This window comes from Nonomuraea sp. NPDC051941 (assembly GCF_044593615.1).
Map to the genome: position 1 here is coordinate 15,903 of NZ_JBIUCF010000013.1, position 17,100 is coordinate 33,002.

At 69.6% G+C, this 17,100-nt stretch carries 17 protein-coding genes; 10 read left to right on the plus strand and 7 right to left on the minus strand.

The annotated features are described in order from the left end of the window. Positions 1-38: 38 nt before the first annotated feature. Positions 39-656: a type 1 glutamine amidotransferase family protein gene (locus ACIHFD_RS22320; RefSeq protein WP_363977825.1), complete on the plus strand. Its 618-nt coding sequence runs from the start codon at positions 39-41 to the stop codon at positions 654-656. Beyond that, on the plus strand, positions 653-1,099 hold the full coding sequence (locus tag ACIHFD_RS22325) for a MarR family winged helix-turn-helix transcriptional regulator (protein WP_397368519.1): 447 nt from the start codon (positions 653-655) through the stop codon (positions 1,097-1,099). The genes ACIHFD_RS22320 and ACIHFD_RS22325 overlap by 4 nt, the downstream gene beginning before the upstream one ends. Before the next feature lie 151 nt (positions 1,100-1,250). Here ACIHFD_RS22325 and ACIHFD_RS22330 read toward each other — a convergent pair whose 3' ends face one another. Further along, on the minus strand, positions 1,251-1,715 hold the full coding sequence (locus tag ACIHFD_RS22330) for a hypothetical protein (RefSeq protein WP_397368520.1): 465 nt from the start codon (positions 1,713-1,715) through the stop codon (positions 1,251-1,253). Between the two features lie 404 nt (positions 1,716-2,119). On the opposite strand from ACIHFD_RS22330, the gene ACIHFD_RS22335 reads away from it, so the two are divergent. Further along, positions 2,120-2,386: a hypothetical protein gene (locus ACIHFD_RS22335; RefSeq protein WP_350723666.1), complete on the plus strand. Its 267-nt coding sequence runs from the start codon at positions 2,120-2,122 to the stop codon at positions 2,384-2,386. Positions 2,387-2,564: 178 nt separating this feature from the next. Here ACIHFD_RS22335 and ACIHFD_RS22340 read toward each other — a convergent pair whose 3' ends face one another. Continuing rightward, a complete protein-coding gene (locus tag ACIHFD_RS22340) occupies positions 2,565-3,053 on the minus strand; it encodes a C40 family peptidase (RefSeq protein WP_397368521.1) in 489 nt (162 codons plus the stop codon). A gap of 460 nt (positions 3,054-3,513) precedes the next feature. Here ACIHFD_RS22340 and ACIHFD_RS22345 point away from each other — a divergent pair, with 460 nt between their 5' ends. Together ACIHFD_RS22345 and ACIHFD_RS22350 are read left to right on the plus strand one after the other, a co-directional pair. Then, positions 3,514-3,780 (plus strand): hypothetical protein, encoded by a 267-nt coding sequence (locus tag ACIHFD_RS22345; RefSeq protein WP_363977835.1) that lies wholly within the window; start codon positions 3,514-3,516, stop codon positions 3,778-3,780. A gap of 286 nt (positions 3,781-4,066) precedes the next feature. Next, positions 4,067-4,408 (plus strand): STAS domain-containing protein, encoded by a 342-nt coding sequence (locus ACIHFD_RS22350; RefSeq protein WP_350723662.1) that lies wholly within the window; start codon positions 4,067-4,069, stop codon positions 4,406-4,408. Here the strand turns inward: ACIHFD_RS22350 and ACIHFD_RS22355 are convergent. From ACIHFD_RS22355 to ACIHFD_RS22370, 4 genes are all read right to left on the minus strand, one after another. Further along, positions 4,393-6,540: a germacradienol/geosmin synthase gene (locus tag ACIHFD_RS22355; RefSeq protein ID WP_397368522.1), complete on the minus strand. Its 2,148-nt coding sequence runs from the start codon at positions 6,538-6,540 to the stop codon at positions 4,393-4,395. The genes ACIHFD_RS22350 and ACIHFD_RS22355 overlap by 16 nt on opposite strands. 68 nt (positions 6,541-6,608) lie before the next feature. After that, complete coding sequence (locus ACIHFD_RS22360; RefSeq protein WP_397368523.1) at positions 6,609-8,027, minus strand: family 2B encapsulin nanocompartment shell protein; 1,419 nt, start codon at positions 8,025-8,027, stop codon at positions 6,609-6,611. 30 nt (positions 8,028-8,057) lie between these two features. Then, positions 8,058-8,999: a 4-hydroxy-3-methylbut-2-enyl diphosphate reductase gene (locus tag ACIHFD_RS22365; RefSeq protein ID WP_350723657.1), complete on the minus strand. Its 942-nt coding sequence runs from the start codon at positions 8,997-8,999 to the stop codon at positions 8,058-8,060. A gap of 13 nt (positions 9,000-9,012) precedes the next feature. Continuing rightward, on the minus strand, positions 9,013-10,062 hold the full coding sequence (locus tag ACIHFD_RS22370) for a polyprenyl synthetase family protein (protein WP_397368524.1): 1,050 nt from the start codon (positions 10,060-10,062) through the stop codon (positions 9,013-9,015). 195 nt (positions 10,063-10,257) lie between these two features. Here ACIHFD_RS22370 and ACIHFD_RS22375 point away from each other — a divergent pair, with 195 nt between their 5' ends. The 5 genes from ACIHFD_RS22375 (at position 10,258) to ACIHFD_RS22395 (ending at position 14,464) form a co-directional block, all read left to right on the plus strand. Next, complete coding sequence (locus tag ACIHFD_RS22375; RefSeq protein ID WP_397368525.1) at positions 10,258-11,439, plus strand: zinc-dependent alcohol dehydrogenase; 1,182 nt, start codon at positions 10,258-10,260, stop codon at positions 11,437-11,439. Positions 11,440-11,491: 52 nt separating this feature from the next. After that, entirely contained in the window at positions 11,492-12,547 is a 1,056-nt protein-coding gene (locus ACIHFD_RS22380; protein ID WP_397368526.1) for an NAD-dependent epimerase/dehydratase family protein, read from the plus strand. A 95-nt stretch (positions 12,548-12,642) separates the two neighbouring features. Then, the gene (locus ACIHFD_RS22385; RefSeq protein WP_397368527.1) at positions 12,643-13,113 is read left to right on the plus strand and encodes an ATP-binding protein; all 471 of its coding nucleotides are present in this window, start codon (positions 12,643-12,645) and stop codon (positions 13,111-13,113) included. Positions 13,114-13,158: 45 nt separating this feature from the next. Continuing rightward, positions 13,159-14,058: a dihydropteroate synthase gene (gene folP, locus ACIHFD_RS22390; RefSeq protein WP_397368528.1), complete on the plus strand. Its 900-nt coding sequence runs from the start codon at positions 13,159-13,161 to the stop codon at positions 14,056-14,058. Between the two features lie 10 nt (positions 14,059-14,068). Further along, entirely contained in the window at positions 14,069-14,464 is a 396-nt protein-coding gene (locus tag ACIHFD_RS22395; protein WP_397368529.1) for a DUF1992 domain-containing protein, read from the plus strand. Between the two features lie 131 nt (positions 14,465-14,595). On the opposite strand, the gene ACIHFD_RS22400 is transcribed toward ACIHFD_RS22395, so the two are convergent. Beyond that, positions 14,596-16,950, minus strand: coding sequence for a glycoside hydrolase family 6 protein (locus ACIHFD_RS22400; protein WP_397368530.1), 2,355 nt, complete (start codon positions 16,948-16,950; stop codon positions 14,596-14,598). Between the last annotated feature and the right edge of the window lie 150 nt (positions 16,951-17,100).

The following is a 17,100-nucleotide window of genomic DNA, read 5'->3' on the forward strand; positions in this document are numbered from 1 at the left end:
CCATTGACAGCATGTTGTCGAAATGACAGGATGTTGTCATGAAGGGAATCGTGCACCACGCCGTTTATGACACGTTCGCCGACTGGGAGACCGGTCACGCGACCACGCACCTCCGCAACGGGCGCTACCAGCGCGAGCCGGGCGGCTTCGAGATCGTCACCGTGGGGCTGACCACGGATCCCGTCGTCAGCATGGGCGGGCTGCGCGTCACCCCGGACCTGGCGCTCGACCAGCTCTCGCCCGCCTCCAGCGCGCTGCTCATCCTGCCCGGGGCCGACCTGTGGGACGCCGGCCCGTCGCTGGCGCCGTTCGCCGCCAAGGCCGGGGAGTTCCTGGACGCGGGGGTGCCGGTGGCGGCCATCTGCGGCGCCACCGCCGGGCTCGCCCGCGAAGGGCTCCTGGACTCGCGTGATCACACGAGCGCGGTGGTGCAATATCTGGAGGCGCAGGAGGGCTACGCCGGCGCCGGTCACTACCTCGACCGGGACGCGGTGCTCGGGGGCGACCTCATCACGGCGGGTCCCACGGAGCCGGTGGCGTTCGCGCGGGAGATCTTCCGCCGCCTCGACATCTACCGTCCTGAGGTGCTGGACGCGTGGTTCCGGCTGTTCGCGAGCAGCGACCCGGCGGCGTTCGGGGTGTTGATGGCGGCATGACCGATACGGGGGAGCTGCTCTCGGGCCTGGCGCTGGGGTCGTTCCGGCTCAACGGGCAGTTCCTGCAGGTGGCCGAAGGGCTGGCCCGCCCGGCGGGGATGACGGCGGCCTGGTGGCAGGTGCTCGGCGCGGTCCTGCGGGAGCCGCTCCCGGTGGCGGGGGTGGCCCGCGTCATGGGGATGACCAGGCAGGGGGTGCAGCGGATCGCGGACCTGCTGGTGGAGCGGGGGCTGGCCGAATACCAGCCCAACCCGGCGCACCGGCGCGCCAAGCTCCTCCAGCCCACGGCCGCCGGGCGCGCGGCCGTCGCCAAGATCAACCCCGGCCACCAGGCCTTCGCCGATCGGCTGGTGGCGGAGATGGGGGTGGACGCGGCCCGCGACTGCCTCGCCGCCCTCCACCTCCTCTCCACCACCCTCGACCGCCTCACCACCCCCTCGTAGGCCCCTGCCGCCGCCCGCGGACAGCACCCCGGCGTCCTGGAGCGCCGCGTCGGCGGGACGTGGTGCGGCCGAGCCCGGCGCCGGGGTGCGGCGGGTGCGAAGGGTGGGGCGGAATTCATGGTCGTTTTGAATCACGCCACCCACCCGGCCGTCACCGGAGTTTGCGGCGGGGTTTGAAGACCGAGAGCGTGGTCGCGGTCATCAGCATGGCGATCTGCGTCCCCAGTGCGGCCACCTGCCCCCACTGGCGAGTGGCGGGGACGGCGGCGCCGCCTTCGGTGGCGGCCGCCATTCCCTCGGGGTCGAACAGGAACATGCCCACGCAGATCACGGCCACCAGGAGCACGAGCTTGGCCGCCACCCAGTAATAGCGAAACAGCCCCCAATGGCTGGTCAGCCCCAGTGTGATGCCGCTGATCAATGCGATGAGGCTGAGCGGTATGCCGCCCGCGAAGACCAAGGCGGGCATCAGCCGATAGGCCGCGTGCGCCAGTCCGGCGTCCTTTGTCAGGGCCGCCGCCGTATTCAGCACGACCAGGCCCCACACCTCTCCGACCAGCGCGACGGACGCGATGACATGGATAACCATGACCGTCTTGCGGATACTCGGCCGCATCGATCTCACCTCCGCATTGAGTGAACTCGCCGGCCATCATCGACGCTTTGTTCGCCCGGCACGTCAGCCTCCGGAGGGCTCTCCGGGTACGCCGGCAGGCGTAGGGGGCTTCTCAAGTTTCGGGTGATCGTTTCCTAAACGACAGTGCAGGTTCGGCCCATCGGGTGCGCGACGGGCCAAAATGAATCCCGCCAAAAGGGCTTCGAACCCTGCGCGTGAGTCCCGTTTCGGCGACGGGCGGGAAAACTCCGTGCCAAGAATGCGAGGTGCCGCCTTGACTTCGAGGTGGGCTTTTTGAGTTGCAGTTCCGGCCGCCTGCCGCGATGGTTATTTCCGGCACCTCACAGCCCTGCACAAACGACTAGGCGCTGAATTCCGGCGCCGTTCCATGGAGGAAACCACACATGATCCGTCGCATTCTGGCCGGTGCAGCAATCGCGGCCGCCGCGTTCGGTCTCTCCGCAACGGGAGCCTCGGCCAGCGTCGGCCCCAACCCGCACAACAGCGGGCAATCCATCCTGAGTCAGCTGAGCGCCCTGGACGACCTGACCGCGCTCAACGACGTCCTCAACGACTCCGTGAAGTACGTCGACATCCTGACCCTCCTCCACCTGCAGGACATCGATGCCAACATCCTGAACAACCAGGAGAACACGGGCGACAACAACTGACGGCTCCTCTCGTGGCGTAGGCAGGAAGCCGATCGGCGGTTCCCGGGAGGGACTCCGCCCGGCCAAGGTCGTCTTCCTGGTGCCTTGAGGTGAACCGCGAAAACGGGCCGTGGACGTTCGCGAACCCACGGCACGGGCCCGGTGCGCACCGAGCTCTCCGTCCCGCGGCCCAGGTCGATCACTGCAGGACGACCTGGGCCGCGTGGCCGTTCACGGCGGCGGAGCTCGGGGCGTCGCCGCCGTCCGAGGCCGCGGAGCTCAGCGCGTGGCCGTTCATCCAGGTGTCGCTCGGCCGGACCACGCCGAGGAAGGTACGCCTGCCGAGCGGGTCCACCCGGACGGACTGCCCGGTGTACGGGGCGTGCACCATCCGCGTCGCGTCCACGACGATGCCGACGTGCTCGGGCCCGGGGCTGTGAGAGTCGCTGTCGAAGAAGACCAGATCCCCCGGCTCCGCCCGCTCCTTGGGTATCCGGATCCCGGAGCGCCACTGCTCCCGCGTGGTCGAGCCGATCGACACCCCCGCCCGCGCCCACGCGTATTCCGCGAGCCCCGAGCAGTCGAATCCCCACGTCTTCGCGCCTCTTCCGGTGCCGAACCCGGGGCCGTTCACGCCGCCGCCGCCCCACGAGTACGGGACGCCGATCATCTCTATCGCCGCACGCATCGCGATCGCCCCGCTCGCCGATCGCCGGGCCATCGCGGGAATGGCCGGAACCGCGCACAGAATCATCGGTGCCAGTGCTATTGGCAGCAGCCGCCGTGTTCCATTCATGACATATTCAGCGCTCCCGTCGACCCGCCTCCGCCGGCCCGTTCCCCCGATAGCATTCCTCCTTCTGTATAGCGATAAAACGGACTTTGGCCATACGGGGGGTCCGTATGGCCATAAGCTGAAAAACTGCCCCCACGCCACCCCAGGGCAAATGCGTGCTTGTCGTATATATCCGGACGATCCATGATCAACAATCAAGGAATTGGTGCGCGCATTTGACTCCGGATTGGCACAGTCGGGTTGCGGCCCGTCGCGGCGCCGCGAAATGGTATTCCTGGAATCTCGCAGCCCGGTGCGAGTGATTCACGATGACGCGCATCCCGCGCAAATTCCGACGAAGGAGAAACAAGAAATGATGCGTCGCATTCTCGCTGGTGCAGCGATCGCGGGTTGCCTGCTCGGGTTCTCGGCCACGAGCGCCTCCGCCGACGTCGGCCCCAACGCGTTCAACAAGAAGCAGCAGATCCTCAGTCAGCTGAGCCTGCTCGACGACCTCACGCTGGCCAACGACGTCCTCAACGACTCCGTGAAGTACATCGACGCCGCGACCATCGGTCACCTGCAGGACCTCGACATCAACCTGCTCAACAACCAGTCCCACGTGGGCGACAACAACTGAGCGCGTACGCCTGACGTGAGGGCGCTCCGGTAGCCACGGCCCCTGTGGCGGCACCCGTGGCGGCACCTTGCCGGAGCGCTCCCCGGGCCGGGGCGGCACCGTCCGAGTCGGATCTTTCGCAGCAGTCAAGGGCACGGCCATGCCGTGCCCTTCATAATTTCCCCGTAATTCGGTCATTTTCCGGCGAAAATTACATAGCCAAACATACTTCGTGTAACCTGGGTTCTGGTTATTTGCCAGAGACCGGATTACACCCCCAGAGCGTGCGTGTTGGGGGGCGAAGAGCGTGAGCGTCCAAGAGCGGTTGCTCTACCAGGATGGGCAGCTGACGATCACGGTGCGCGCTGCGCCCGGACCGCCGGCCGTCGCGCTGGTCGGCGAGATCGACGCCTCCAACAGCCCCGCGGTGGCCGACACCCTGGCGGGGTGCCGCCAGGGCGCGTACATCGTCGTCGACACGGGCGAGCTGACCTTCATCGACGTCTCCGGCCTGCGGGTGCTCGTCATGCCCACGCTGCCGCCCGCGGAGCGGTGGATCCGCCTGCACAATGTCACGCCGTACCAGCGGCGACTGCTCCGCATGATGGGCTGGTTCTACGAGCCCCGCACCCATCACCTGCCCGCGTAGGCCGCCGAGGTGCCGAGGCCCGTCGGCCCGCCCAGCCGCCGCTCGGGCACCCGGTTGTGGCGGAGCAGCGAGGCCTCGTCGAACCGGGAGCAGTGGTGGTGCCAGTGGAACACCCCGGCCACCCAGTTACGCAGCCCGTCCACGAACGCGTCGAGGTCCTGCCGCGCGTCCGCGTCGAGGTCGAGGTCGTCGGCGACGACCGGCAGCTCGTGCTCGACGATGTGCTGGAACTGGCCCACCCGAGAGTCCAGCAGGTCGGTCACGATGCCGAGCGCCGTCGGGTAGTCGCAGTCGAAGAAGTGCTGCACCACCAGGATGCCGTTGTGCAGGTCCCCCTCGAACTCGATCTCCTTCTGGTAGGAGAAGACGTCGTTGATCAGCGTCCCGCAGTCGGCGGCGGTGTTCTCCAGTGACCGGATCGGCCCGCTCTCGCGCAGCTCACGGGGGAGCCGCCGGCCGTGCCGCATCCGGCTGAAGCTCATGGTCAGCTCGCTGCCGGCGGCCTGCCGGCGCATCTCGACGAAGTCCACGGGGTCGGGGATGCGGTTGGCGAACTGGTTGCCCAGCTCCCACAGCCAGGCGAGACACGTGCTCTCGACCGCCTCGCGCAGCTCGCGGCGCCCCTCCGGCGGCATCGGCCCCACCGTACGCGCCCAGACGTCGGCCAGGCCCCGCTCCAGCACGCTCGCGGGCGTCGGCGCGGGCGAGCCGTCCAGCGGCATGAACGCCGAGAACCGCTCCACCGCGATCCTGGCCGCCGCGAGGTTGCGGGACCGGCCGAAGACGGCCGGGAAGTAGTCGTCCGCGTACGTGCCCCACGCCATCCAGTACGACGCCAGGTCCAGCTCCTCGGGACTGCCGTCCGGATGCAGGCCCGCGGTGCACAGGGGCAGGTCGAGGTCGACGAGCCGTTGCTCGTCCCACAGGGTCGAGTCGAGCATCCCCATCTCCCCGCACCAGGCCACGGTGTTGCGCCGGGCGGCGTCGAGATGGGACGACAGCCGGACCTGGAACGGCATGGGCAGGTCGGGGATCCGCGAGGGCCCCACCCGCTGGTACGGCACGTACGTGAAGTTACGCAGCCGCTTGGCCCCCAGCATGTTGACGATCGACGGCATGCCCAGCGGCTTGCGGGCGGCGACCCGCTTGTTCATGTACCGGCTGGAGCGCAGGTGCCACTCGTGCCCGCCCGACTGCCAGTCCTGCAGCCCCTTGACGTAGGCCAGCACGCCGGCCGCGGTGAGCGGGTCAACGCCGTACTCCACGAACAGCGGGCCCAGCTCGCCCAGCGCCGTGTGCTCGAACTGCTGCATCCGCGAGGTCAGCAGGTCGTTGACCGAGTCCGCGGCCTCCTGCGTGCCGCACCCCAGGAACCTCTCCAGCACCAGCACGCCGTTGCTCAGCTCACCCTCGTCCCCGACCTCCCGCTCGTACGAGAACAGGTCGTTACGCAGGTGGACCGCGTCCGCGAAGGCGTCCTTCAGCACCCGCAGCGGCCGGGTCCCGGCCAGCCGGGCGGGCACCTCGGCGCCCACCGCGTGCTCGACGAGCCCCGCCGACCAGGGAGCCCCGCCGACCTTGCGGCGCATCTCGATGTACTCGACCGGGTTGGCCACCCGCCCCCTGTTGATGTTGGCCAGCTCCCAGAGGGACTCGTTCAGCAGGTTTCTGGTGCTCTCGGCGAAGCGCGCCCGCCAGTCCGCCGACCTGCTGGGCACCGTACGCACCCACAGGTCGGCCAGGCCCGCCTCGACGGGGTTGGTGGGCTCGGGCATGGTCAGGTCATCGCCCATCGGCATGAACCGCGCGATCCGGTCGAGGTACGCCTTGCTGCCCGCCAGGTCGCCGGTGCGCTTGAAGACCTCCAGGAAGTGGTCGTCGAAGAAGAAGACCCACACGTACCAGTCGGTGACCAGGCAGAGCTCGACGGCGTCGCAGTCGGGATGCGTGTACGAGCACAGCAGCGCGTAGTCGTGGGCGTCGAGGTCGGCCTCCTCCCAGATGCCGGAACCTTCGGACATGCCCAGGTCGCGCGCCCACTGTCTGGAGTGCGCGCGAGCCTCTTCGAGATGCGGGTTCAGCCGCGCCGGGTACGGCATGTAGAAGTCCGGCAGTTCGAACGGCTGGCTCATGGCAGCTCCTCCACGTAAGTGATCGGCCGGCACCGCGCGCAGGCGGTGCCGGCCGTCCGGTTCCTCGCTCAGCCGTTCCTGCCGACCTCGACGTCCTCCAGCACGCCGAGCGCGTCAGGCACGAGCACCGCCAGCGAGTAGTACGCACTCACCAGGTAGGACATGACCGCCTTCTCGTTGATGTTCATGAACCGGACCGACAGGCTCGGCTGGTACTCGTCGGGGATGCCGGTCTGGTGCAGGCCGACGACACCCTGGTTCTCCTGGCCGGTACGCATGAGCAGGAACGACGTCGTGTACGTGGAGGAGACCGGGATCTTGTTGCACGGGAAGATCGGGATGCCCCGCCAGGCCGGCACCTTGTGCCCGAAGGCCTCGATGGACTGCGGGTAGACGCCGCGCTTGCTGCACTCCCGGCCGAAGGCCGCGATGGCCTGCGGGTGCGCGAGGAAGAACGCCGGGTCCTTCCACACGGTGGCCAGCAGGTCGTCGAGGTCGTCGGGGGTGGGGCGGCCGGAGCGGGTGCGGATGCGCTGGCTGAAGTCGGCGTTGTTGAGCAGGCCGAACTCCTTGTTGTTGATCATCTCGTGTTCCTGCCGCTCGCGCAGGGCCTCGATGGTGAGGCGGAGCTGCTGGTCGAGCTGGCTCATCGGCTGGTTGTACAGGTCGGAGACCCGGGTGTGCACCCGCAGGACCGTCTGCGCCACGCTCAGCTCATATTCGCGCGGGCTCAGCTCGTAGTCCACGAACGTGCCGGGCAGCACGGGCTCGCCGCTGTGGCCGGCCGACAGGTCGATCGCCGCCTCGCCGTAGTCGTTGTGGGCGTGCTCCCCGCTCGCCGAAAGCCACTGGTCCAGGTGCTCGCGCAGGCCGGGAGACTGGTCGGCGAGCTGCTCGAAGTCCTGCCGGGACAGCGTGAGAACGGTGGTCTTGGTCTTGGCCCGCGCGGTGAAGTCGAAACTGCCGCCACTGGTCAGCGTCGCCTCACCGAGATAGTCGCCGTCGGCCAGGACGCCGAGGTTCTGCTCGTCGCCGTACGCGCCGCGGCTCACCTTGGCCACCCGGCCGTGGGCGATCAGCACGAGCCGGTCAACGGGGCGGCCCTCGGAGACGATCTCCTCGCCCGCCTCCACCTCACGCTGGGCGAAACGTTCGGCCAGCGCCCCCAGCACCTCCGTATCGTCGAAGCCGCGCAGCATGGGCAGCTCGGTGAGCTCCGCAGGGATGACCCGCACGTCCGAACCGGTCGTGCTGAACGTGATGCGGCCGTCACCCAGCTCGTACGTCAGCCGCCGGTTGACCCGGAACACACCGCCCGAACACTGCACCCACGGCAACAGCCGCAGCAGCCAGCGGGAGGTGATCTCCTGCATCTGCGGCGCCGTCTTGGTCGTGGTCGCGAGCTGTCTGGCGGCCTCGGTGCTGAGGCTGAGCTGGCTGTTGCCGTTGGCGGCCTCAGGTGTGGGCGAGTTGGTCGTTTCGGTCATCGTGCTGCACCACCAATCTGGGTTTGGGACCTAGCCGGGGTTGCGGGTGGATCGGATTTCGAGCGGCAGGGAGAACGTGAGGGTCTCCTCGGTCACGGTCACCGGCTCCACGTCGTCGTATCCGTGGGCGGCGAGCCAGCCGAGTAACTCCCCGACCAGCCGCTCGGGGACGGAGGCGCCGGAGCTGACCCCGACCGTCCGCACGCCGTCGAGCCAGCGCTCGTCGGCGTCGGCGGCCCGGTCGATCAGGTACGCCGCCCCCGCGCCCGCGTTGAGGGCCACTTCGACCAGCCGCCGCGAGTTCGACGAGTTGGCGGAGCCGACGACGATGACCAGCTCGCACCGAGGGGCGATCCTGGTGATCGCCTCCTGGCGGTTCTGGCTGGCGTAGCAGATGTCGTCGCTGGGCGGGTCGACCAGCTGGGGGAAGCGTTTGCGCAGCTCGGCGACGGCCTGCATGGTCTCGTCCACGGCCAGCGTGGTCTGCGACAGCCAGCTCATCGGGCGCGAGCCGCCCGCCGTCAGCTCGTCGGGCCTGGCCGGGTCCACGACGTGGATGCGCTCGGGGGCCTCGCCGAACGTGCCCTCGACCTCCTCGTGCTCGGCGTGGCCGATGAGCACGATCTCGTAGCCCGCCTCGGCCATGCGTACGGCCTCTTTGTGGACCTTCGTGACCAGCGGGCAGGTGGCGTCGATCGTCCGCAGGCCGCGCAGCCCCGCCTCGTCCTTGACCGCCGGCGCGACGCCGTGGGCGGAGAAGACGACCAGCGAGCCGTCGGGGACCTCGTCGAGCTCCTCGACGAAGATCGCGCCGCGCCGGGTGAGGTCGTCGACCACGTACGTGTTGTGCACGATCTGTTTGCGCACGTAGACCGGTGGACCGAAGCGTCTCAACGCCTCTTCGACGGTGCTGATCGCACGCTCGACACCCGCGCAGAAGCCGCGCGGGGCCGCGAGAAGAACCTGTCCCATCTGGGAAACCCCTCTACTTGGTGCGGTGCGCGAGCTGGTCGGCCAGCACGGCCAGCGCTCTCGCCGCGTCCGGCTCCATCCGCGCCGCGGCCAGCGCCGTCACGGCCTCGCGCACACGGTCTTCGATCATTTCCTCGACCTCGGCCAGCGCTCCCGTGTCGCGCAGGATCTGCCGCAGCTCCTCGGCGCGCTCCTCGGTCAGCTCCGGGTTGCCGTGCCAGCTCTTGAGATGGGCGAGCTGGGCGGTGGTGGCCCGCAGCACGGCGTGCGCGACGAGCACGGTGTGCTTGCCCTCGCGCAGGTCGTCCAGCGCCGATTTGCCGGTCTCCGACTCCAGGCCGAACGTGCCGAGCACGTCGTCGCGGAGCTGGAACGCCTCGCCCAGCGGCAGGCCGAAGCGCGAGTAGGACTCCAGCAGCTCCAGCGAGGCCCCGGCCAGCGCGCCGCCGATCTGCAGCGGCCGCTCGACGGTGTACTTGGCGGTCTTGAACCGGATCACCGTGAGCGCCTCGTCCACGCTCGCGCCCGAGCGGAGCTGGGCCAGGACGTCGAGATACTGGCCGCTGATGACCTCGGTGCGCATGGTGTCGAACACGTGGTGCGCGGCCCGCAGCCGGTGCGGCTCCACGCCGCACGACGACAGCATGGTGTCGGACCAGGCCAGGCTCAGCGTGCCGAGCAGGATGCCGCCCGCCTGCCCGAACGCGTCCGAGCCCGGGCCGCGGTGCAGCCCGGCCAGGCTCCTGTGCACGGTGGCCCGGCCGCGCCGCAGCTCGCTGCCGTCCATGATGTCGTCGTGGATGAGCAGGCCCGCGTGGCAGAGCTCCAGGGACGCGGCGGCGGTGATGATCTCGTCGCCGTCGCCCCCGCCGGCGCCCCGCCAGCCCCAGTAGCAGAGCTGCGGCCTGACGCGCTTGCCGCCGTTGAGGACGAAGTCGGTGAGCAACTGGTACGCCGCCTCGACGTCGGGGTCGTCGACGGGAGCTCGCCAGGTCTCGAGGAAACCGGCCAGGCGACGGTCGATGCGTGATCCAACGTTGTGCTGAGTGAAGCTCACCGGCATGCGCGCGGCTCCTTCTGTCAGGGCGTCAGCTACCAATAGTTACTCACCCAATACAGAGCGTGTAAAGCGTTTTGGCGTGGAGCGTTCGCCCTTTGCCAAGATCCAGGCGTGTCGGGAGGCCGCCTGGAGCCACTGCCGATTTGATGGCATATGTCCGGGTATGCGGCATTTGTGGCTATTCCGCAAGGAGGCACCATGAAGGCAGTCACCTGGCACGGCAAGCGCGACATCCGGGTCGAGGAGGTTCCCGACCCCGCCATCAAGGAGCCCAACGACGCGGTCATCAGGATCACCACCACCGGGATCTGCGGCTCCGACCTGCACCTGTACGAGGTGCTCGGGCCGTTCATGGCCGAGGGCGACATCATCGGGCACGAGCCCATGGGCATCGTCGAGGAGGTCGGCTCCGCGATCGAGAACATCAAGCCGGGTGACCGCGTGGTCATCCCGTTCAACATCTCCTGCGGCCACTGCCACATGTGCGACATGCAGCTCTACGCGCAGTGCGAGACCACGCAGGTGCGCGAGCAGGGCACCGGAGCGGCCCTGTACGGCTACACCAAGCTCTACGGCCAGGTGCCCGGCGGGCAGGCCCAGTACCTGCGGGTGCCCGAGGCGCAGTTCGGCCCGATCAAGGTGCCCGAGGGGCCGCCGGACGAGCGCTTCCTCTACCTGTCCGACGTGCTGCCGACCGCCTGGCAGGCCGTCGCGGACGCGGACGTCCCCGAGGGCGGCAGCGTCACCGTCTTCGGCCTCGGTCCCATCGGCCAGATGTGCTGCCGCATCGCCCGCCACCTCGGCTACCGGGTGATCGGCGTGGACGGCATCACGCAGCGCCTGGAGATGGCCCGCCGCCACGGCATCGAGGTCATCGACGCGAGCGAGATCACCGACGTCCCCGAGGAGGTCCGGCAGCGGACCTCCGGGCGCGGCACGGACTCCGTCATCGACGCGGTCGGCATGGAGGCCCACGGCTCCCCGGCCGCCAAGCTCGCTCAGACGATCGCCACGATGCTGCCCGGAGCGGTGGCCGCGCCGCTCATGGCGCACACGGGCGTCGACCGCCTCGCCGCGCTCAACCAGGCCATCGACGCCGTACGACGCGGTGGCGTCATCTCCGTCGTCGGCACCTACGGGGGCATGACGGACCCCATGCCCATGCTGCGCATGTTCGACAAGGGCATCACGATGCGCATGGGGCAGACCCACGTCCGGCGGTGGACCAACGCGCTGATGCCGCTGGTGACCGACGAGTCGGATCCGCTCGGCGTGATGGACCTCGCCACCCATCGGATGCCCCTGGAGCAGGCGCCCCTCGCGTACGAGATGTTCCAGAAGAAGTCCGACGGAGCCGTCAAGATCCTGCTCCAGCCATAATCTGGCAGGTCAGAGGGGTTTCGCTGCCCGATCGGCGGGCAGCGAAGCACCCATGAGAGTCGTTGTGGTGGGTGCGACCGGCAACGTCGGCACCAGCCTGGTGCGTGCGCTGGCCGCCGACGACGGCGTGACCTCGATCGTCGGGGTCGCCCGTCGGCTGCCCGGATGGCGGATCGACCGCACCGACTGGCGGCAGGCGGACGTCGCGACCGCGGATCTGACGCGGATCTTCGACGGGGCGGACGCCGTCGTCCATCTCGCGTGGCTGTTCCAGCCCACCAGGGACCCGGCGACGACCTGGCGGGCGAACGTGCTGGGCAGCATGCGCGTCTTCCGCGCCGTCGCCGAGGCGGGGGTGCCCGCGCTCGTCCACGCCTCGTCCGTGGGCGCGTATTCTCCGGGCCCCGAGGACCGGGCGGTGGACGAGAGCTGGCCCACGCACGGCTGGCCGGGGGCCGCGTACGGGCGGGAGAAGGCGTACGTCGAGCGGGTGCTCGACGTCTTCGAGAACGATCACCCGAGCATCCGGGTGGTGCGGATGCGGCCGGGGTTCATCTTCCAGCGGGTGGCCGCCACCGAGCAGCGCAGGCTGTTCGGCGGGCCGTTCGTGCCGGGGTGGCTGATCAAGGAGGGGCGGATCCCGTTCGTGCCGGACATCCCGGGCCTGCGGCTGCAGGCGCTGCACGCGGAGGACGCCGCGGAGGCGTACCGGCTGGCCGTCACCAAGGAGGTGCGGGGGGCGTTCAACCTCGCCGCCGCGCCCGTGCTCGACCCGCCCGACCTGGCCAAGCTGCTCGGCACCCGTACGGTCCCGGTCTCGCCCGCCGTGGCCAGGACGGTCATGTCGGCGGCCTGGCACCTGCGGCTCCTGCCGGCCGCGCCCGGCCTGCTGGACCTGGTCCTGCGGGCCCCGATCATGAAGACCGACCGCGCCAGGGACGTGCTGGGGTGGACGCCGCGGCACCCGTCGTGGGAGGCCGTGCGGGAGCTGTTCGAGGGGCTGCACGACGGGGCCGGCATGGACACCGCGCCGCTGGCCCCCGACGGCGGGCCCGTCGGCCGCGTCAAGGAGCTCGCCGCCGGTGTCGGTGGGGCGTCCGGGGTGTAAGTCGTCTCCTCCGGGGGAACGTGACACACGACGCGAGGTCCTGAAGCGCGAGAGCCGCCCTGTAGCCGCCCTGTCGGACGACACGGAGGGAGCGCATGCGGACCCTGATGGCCCAGCCCTTCACCCTCGACGACGTCACCAGGCTGCGCCGCGCCGTGGCCGAGTACGCCAGGAGCTGCGGGCTGAGCAGCCCTCGGCTGGACGACTTCGTCCTGGCCGTGCACGAGAGCGTCGTCAACGCCGTGGAGCACGGTGGTGGGCATGGGTACTTCAAGCTGTGGACGGTGGACGGCGTCATCCGCTCGGAGACGTCCGACGAGGGGAGGGGCATCCCCGACGGGTACGTCAACGGCAGCATCACCCCGCTCGAACTCGCGCAGGGCGGCAGGGGGATCTACCTCATCCGCCGGCTGTGCGACACGGCCGACTTCGACACCGGTCCCGGGGGGACGACGGTCCTGCTCACGATGCGGCTGCCGGGCGGGCCCGATCGCGCGGCCCACGAGGTCATGAAACGCATCCGCGTGATGGCCGGCTGCCGCCCCTTCGGCCGTTTCATGGCCTGACCCCCGCTCCGCGCCGGGTGGTCGGGTGCCAGGTAGGCTCGCTACGTGAGCGGCGAAGCGCTTTCCCCGGGGATCATCTCGCCCGTCCGGCGCATCGGGCGGCGGGAGTTCGATTTCGCGCGCCAGGTCGCCGTCATGGCCATCGTCAACAGGACGCCCAACTCCTTCCACGACCAGGGCAGCACGTTCGAGCTCGACAATGCCGTGGTGGCCGCGTGCCGGGCCGTGGACGACGGGGCCGACTGGGTGGACATCGGCGGGTTCGCCTTCAGCGCGGCCCAGGCGCAGATCGGCGCGGACGAGGAGATCGACCGGGTCGCGCCGGTCATCGCCGAGGTCAGGAAGGCCACCGACGCCGTCATCTCCGTCGACACCCACCGGCCCGACGTGGCGCGGGCGGCCGTCGAGGCGGGCGCGGACGTGATCAACGACACCAACGGCCTGCGCGAGCCCGGCATGGCGGAGTTCGCGGCCAAGTCGGGGGTCAGCGTGATCGTGACGCACAGCCTGGGCGGCCCGGGCAGGCGCGTCTTCCGGCCGAGCTACCAGGACGTCGTCGCCGAGGTGGCCGGCTACCTGCGTGAGCGGGTCGCGTACGCGCTGGAGGCCGGGATCGCCCCGGACCGGATCATCATCGACCCCGGCCACGACCTGAACAAGAACACCTTCCACTCCCTGGAGATCACCCGGCGGCTGGAGGAGATCACCGCGATCGGCTACCCGACGCTGGTGGCCCTGTCCAACAAGGACTTCATCGGCGAGACGCTCGACCGGCCGCAGGGGGAGCGGAGGGAGGGCACGATCGCCGCCAACGTCTTCTCGATCGTCAAGGGTGCCCGCATCCTGCGGGTGCACGACGTGGCCGCCACGGTCGCGTCCGTACGCATGACCGAGGCCATGCTCGGCTGGCGTGGCCCGCTGACCCCGAGTCACAACCTGGCCTGAGGAGGCCGTCTTGACCGAGCGGAAACCCCTGGGCATGCCGTTCGAGAGCTGGATCGACCGGCAGATCCGCGAGGCGCAGGAGCGCGGCGAGTTCGACGACCTGCCCGGGGCCGGCAAGCCGCTGCCGGACCGGCCGCACGACGACATGTGGTGGATCAAGCAGAAGATCGAGAGCGAAGGGCTGTCGATGCCCCTGCCGCCCACGCTGGCGCTGCGCAAGCAGGCGGAGGAGGCGCTGGCCGACGCGCGCGGGGCCCGGTCGGAGACCGAGGTGCGGCGGATCCTCGACGAGATCAACCAGAAGATCCGCGATGCGATCAGGACGGGGCTGTCCGGCCCGCCGCTCAACCTGATGCCTTTCGACATTGACAAGATCATCTCGGAGTGGCGCAGCGCTCAAAGGTGAAGGGGCCCCGCGGACGGGGCCCCTTCGGGTGAATCGAGGGACCCGGGTCAGGCGGGTCCCTCCGAGAGACCCGGGTCAGGCGGGTCTCTCGGGCTCATGCCGGGGGCGATGGCCCCCGGCCCTGACGGTCGTCAGTTGACGGGCGGGTAGGCGTTCCTCAGCAGCTCCTGGAACTGCGCCGAGAACCAGCGTCCCGACAGCGGTGCGTTGGGCAGCGCGCCGGTCAGGTTGTTGCCGTTGAGGTTGTTGCCGTGGTAGGTCGGGTCGCACATCCGGTCGAACTTCTTGCCCTCGTCGTTCGGGATGTCCGAGCTGGCGCCGTCCGACTCGCCCGGAGGCTTGATCCAGACGTAGGCGTCGAACCCGGCCGCCGGGTTGGCGGTCGGCCGCGCGCCCATACCGGCGCCGCTCTGGTTGCACCAGTTGCCGGCGTGGATGCGGCGGTCGGTACGCGACTGGTTGACGAAGTCGTCCAGGACGGTCGAGGTGCTCGGCCCGCTCGGGCGGGCGGAGCCGCCCCAGCCGTTGCGCGAGGTGTCGACCAGCATGCCGAGCCCGTTCCTGAAGCCCTTGGAGATGAGGGCGCTGCGCAGGGCCGTGGCGAACGTCGCCTCGTCGACGTACCAGTTCCAGTCCACCCACTTGGACTGCCGGACCGACGTGCCGTTCACGGTCGAGTTGATCGTGAAGTACGGCTCGGTGGTCGCGGAGGTGTTGGCGGTGTTGACGATGAAGCCGTCCGCGCTGTCCACACCGGCGGTGGCGCCGGCCACGGTGTTGTAGAAGATGTTGACCGACGGGTTGAAGTTCGAGTCCCAGCCGAGCCAGGCGTGGTGGGCGGCGTCGATGTAGGTGTAGACGTTGGTGATGGCGTGCAGCTTGTTGAGCGCGTAGCGGACGCCGTCGACGTAGGCACCGGACGAGTTGGCCTCGGCGCACTTGGCGAAGCTGAGGTTGGTGACCAGGTTGGGCAGCGAGTCGGGCTCGATGATCGTGACGATGCGCAGGTTCGAGTATGCGGAGTCGCTCATGATCGCCGAGATCGGGTCGATGTACTCGGCCTTGTAGCGGTTGAGCCCGTTCTCGGCGACGAGCAGCTCGCCGTTGGAGGCCAGCGCCGAGCAGTCGCGGTTGGGCAGGTCGTAGATGACGAACTGGACGGTCAGCGGCGCGGAGCCGTTGGCGGCGTCCTGCCTGACGGCCTCGTCCAGGTGGGCGCGCAGGCCCATGGCGGAGGAGGAGCCGGCGATGGCCGCGATGCGGTCCAGCCAGACGGCCGTGGAGGTGTTGGCCACCGCGGAGCCGCCGGGCTCGGCCTGGGCCTTGGCCTTCCAGTCGGGGTTGACGTAGCCGGTGGCGCCGGCGTATGGGTTCTCGACGTGGCCGCCGGGCGTGGTGCCGCCGTCGTTGTCGGCCTCGGTGGCGGTGACCGTCCTGGAGGTCAGACCGGTCGAGGCGACGGTGATGGTGCGGCTGCCGTTGGCCGTGTCGGAGTCCTCGGAGGCGGCCAGGGTGACCGTCTGCGGGGTGTTCCAGTTGGACGAGGTGAACGTGAGGCTGCCGCCACTGGAGACGGTGATGTTCGTGTCGCCGGTGCCCGCCGTCGAGGTGACGGTCACGTTCGAGGTCGGCGCGGCGGCCAGGCGCACGGTGTACGTGGCGGTGGCGCCCTCGGGCACGGTCACCGCGGTCGGCGTCACGATGATCGACTGCTCCACCACGGCGTCGTCGTCCACCTCGGTGGCAGAGACCGTGGTCGGGGTGACGCCGGTGCCGCCGACGGTGAAGGAGGCGGTGCCCGCGGTCGTGTCGGCGTCCTGGGCCGCGGCCAGGGTGACGGTCTGGGCGGTGTTCCAGTTGGACGGGGTGAAGGTCAGCGAGCCGCCCGAGCTGACGGACAGGTCGGTGTCACCGCTGGCCCGGGTGGTGGTGACGGTCACGTTGGCGGACGGGGCCGAGGAGAGCCGGGCGGTGAACGTCGCCGTGCCGCCCTCGTTCACCGCGACCGAGCTGGCCGAGGTGACCACCGACGGGGTGGTGGGGTTCCCGCCGCCGCCGCAGGTGACCCCGTTCACGGTGAACGTGGTCGGGTTCGGGTTGCTGCCGGTCCAGGTGCCGTTGAAGCCGATGGAGACCGAGCCCCCGGTGCTCAGGCTGCCGTTGTACGGCATGTTCGTCCCGGTCACCCGCGTGCCCGACTGGCTCCAGTTGGCGCTCCAGCCCGTCGGGGTGTACTTCTGCCCCGTGGTCGGGAAGTCGAAGCCCAGGTTCCACGACGTGATGGGGTCACCGGTGTTCTTCAACGTGATGCTCGCGGTGAAACCGCCCTGGCCGGGGCTGCTGGTCCACGAGTTGGCAGAGTAGGTCACGTCGCAGGCGACGGCGGCGTTGGCTGCCGTGCTCTGGCCGACGACGAGCCCTAAGGCCGCGACACTCGCGGCGGTCACGGTCACGGCCCATTTGCGGAGGCCGCGTTGGAGTCTCACGAGCGATCATCTCCAGTGTTAGAGGGCTGGGAGCGCTCCCATGGTCTGTCGTGGTTCCATCCGTGTACAGAGGGCGATGCTCGCGGAGGTGTCCGCCGCGCCGCATGCTCGTTGAATGCCCCGGAACGCGGATGAAACTTTCATCCCGGG

Coding starts and splice junctions, on each gene's coding strand:
- ACIHFD_RS22320 (WP_363977825.1), top strand. CDS start 39: ATGAAGGGAATCGTGCACCACGCCGTTTATGACACGTTCGCCGACTGG.
- ACIHFD_RS22325 (WP_397368519.1), top strand. CDS start 653: ATGACCGATACGGGGGAGCTGCTCTCGGGCCTGGCGCTGGGGTCGTTC.
- ACIHFD_RS22330 (WP_397368520.1), bottom strand. CDS start 1,715: ATGCGGCCGAGTATCCGCAAGACGGTCATGGTTATCCATGTCATCGCG.
- ACIHFD_RS22335 (WP_350723666.1), top strand. CDS start 2,120: ATGATCCGTCGCATTCTGGCCGGTGCAGCAATCGCGGCCGCCGCGTTC.
- ACIHFD_RS22340 (WP_397368521.1), bottom strand. CDS start 3,053: ATGCGTGCGGCGATAGAGATGATCGGCGTCCCGTACTCGTGGGGCGGC.
- ACIHFD_RS22345 (WP_363977835.1), top strand. CDS start 3,514: ATGATGCGTCGCATTCTCGCTGGTGCAGCGATCGCGGGTTGCCTGCTC.
- ACIHFD_RS22355 (WP_397368522.1), bottom strand. CDS start 6,540: ATGAGCCAGCCGTTCGAACTGCCGGACTTCTACATGCCGTACCCGGCG.
- ACIHFD_RS22360 (WP_397368523.1), bottom strand. CDS start 8,027: ATGACCGAAACGACCAACTCGCCCACACCTGAGGCCGCCAACGGCAAC.
- ACIHFD_RS22365 (WP_350723657.1), bottom strand. CDS start 8,999: ATGGGACAGGTTCTTCTCGCGGCCCCGCGCGGCTTCTGCGCGGGTGTC.
- ACIHFD_RS22370 (WP_397368524.1), bottom strand. CDS start 10,062: ATGCCGGTGAGCTTCACTCAGCACAACGTTGGATCACGCATCGACCGT.
- ACIHFD_RS22375 (WP_397368525.1), top strand. CDS start 10,258: ATGAAGGCAGTCACCTGGCACGGCAAGCGCGACATCCGGGTCGAGGAG.
- ACIHFD_RS22380 (WP_397368526.1), top strand. CDS start 11,492: ATGAGAGTCGTTGTGGTGGGTGCGACCGGCAACGTCGGCACCAGCCTG.
- ACIHFD_RS22385 (WP_397368527.1), top strand. CDS start 12,643: ATGCGGACCCTGATGGCCCAGCCCTTCACCCTCGACGACGTCACCAGG.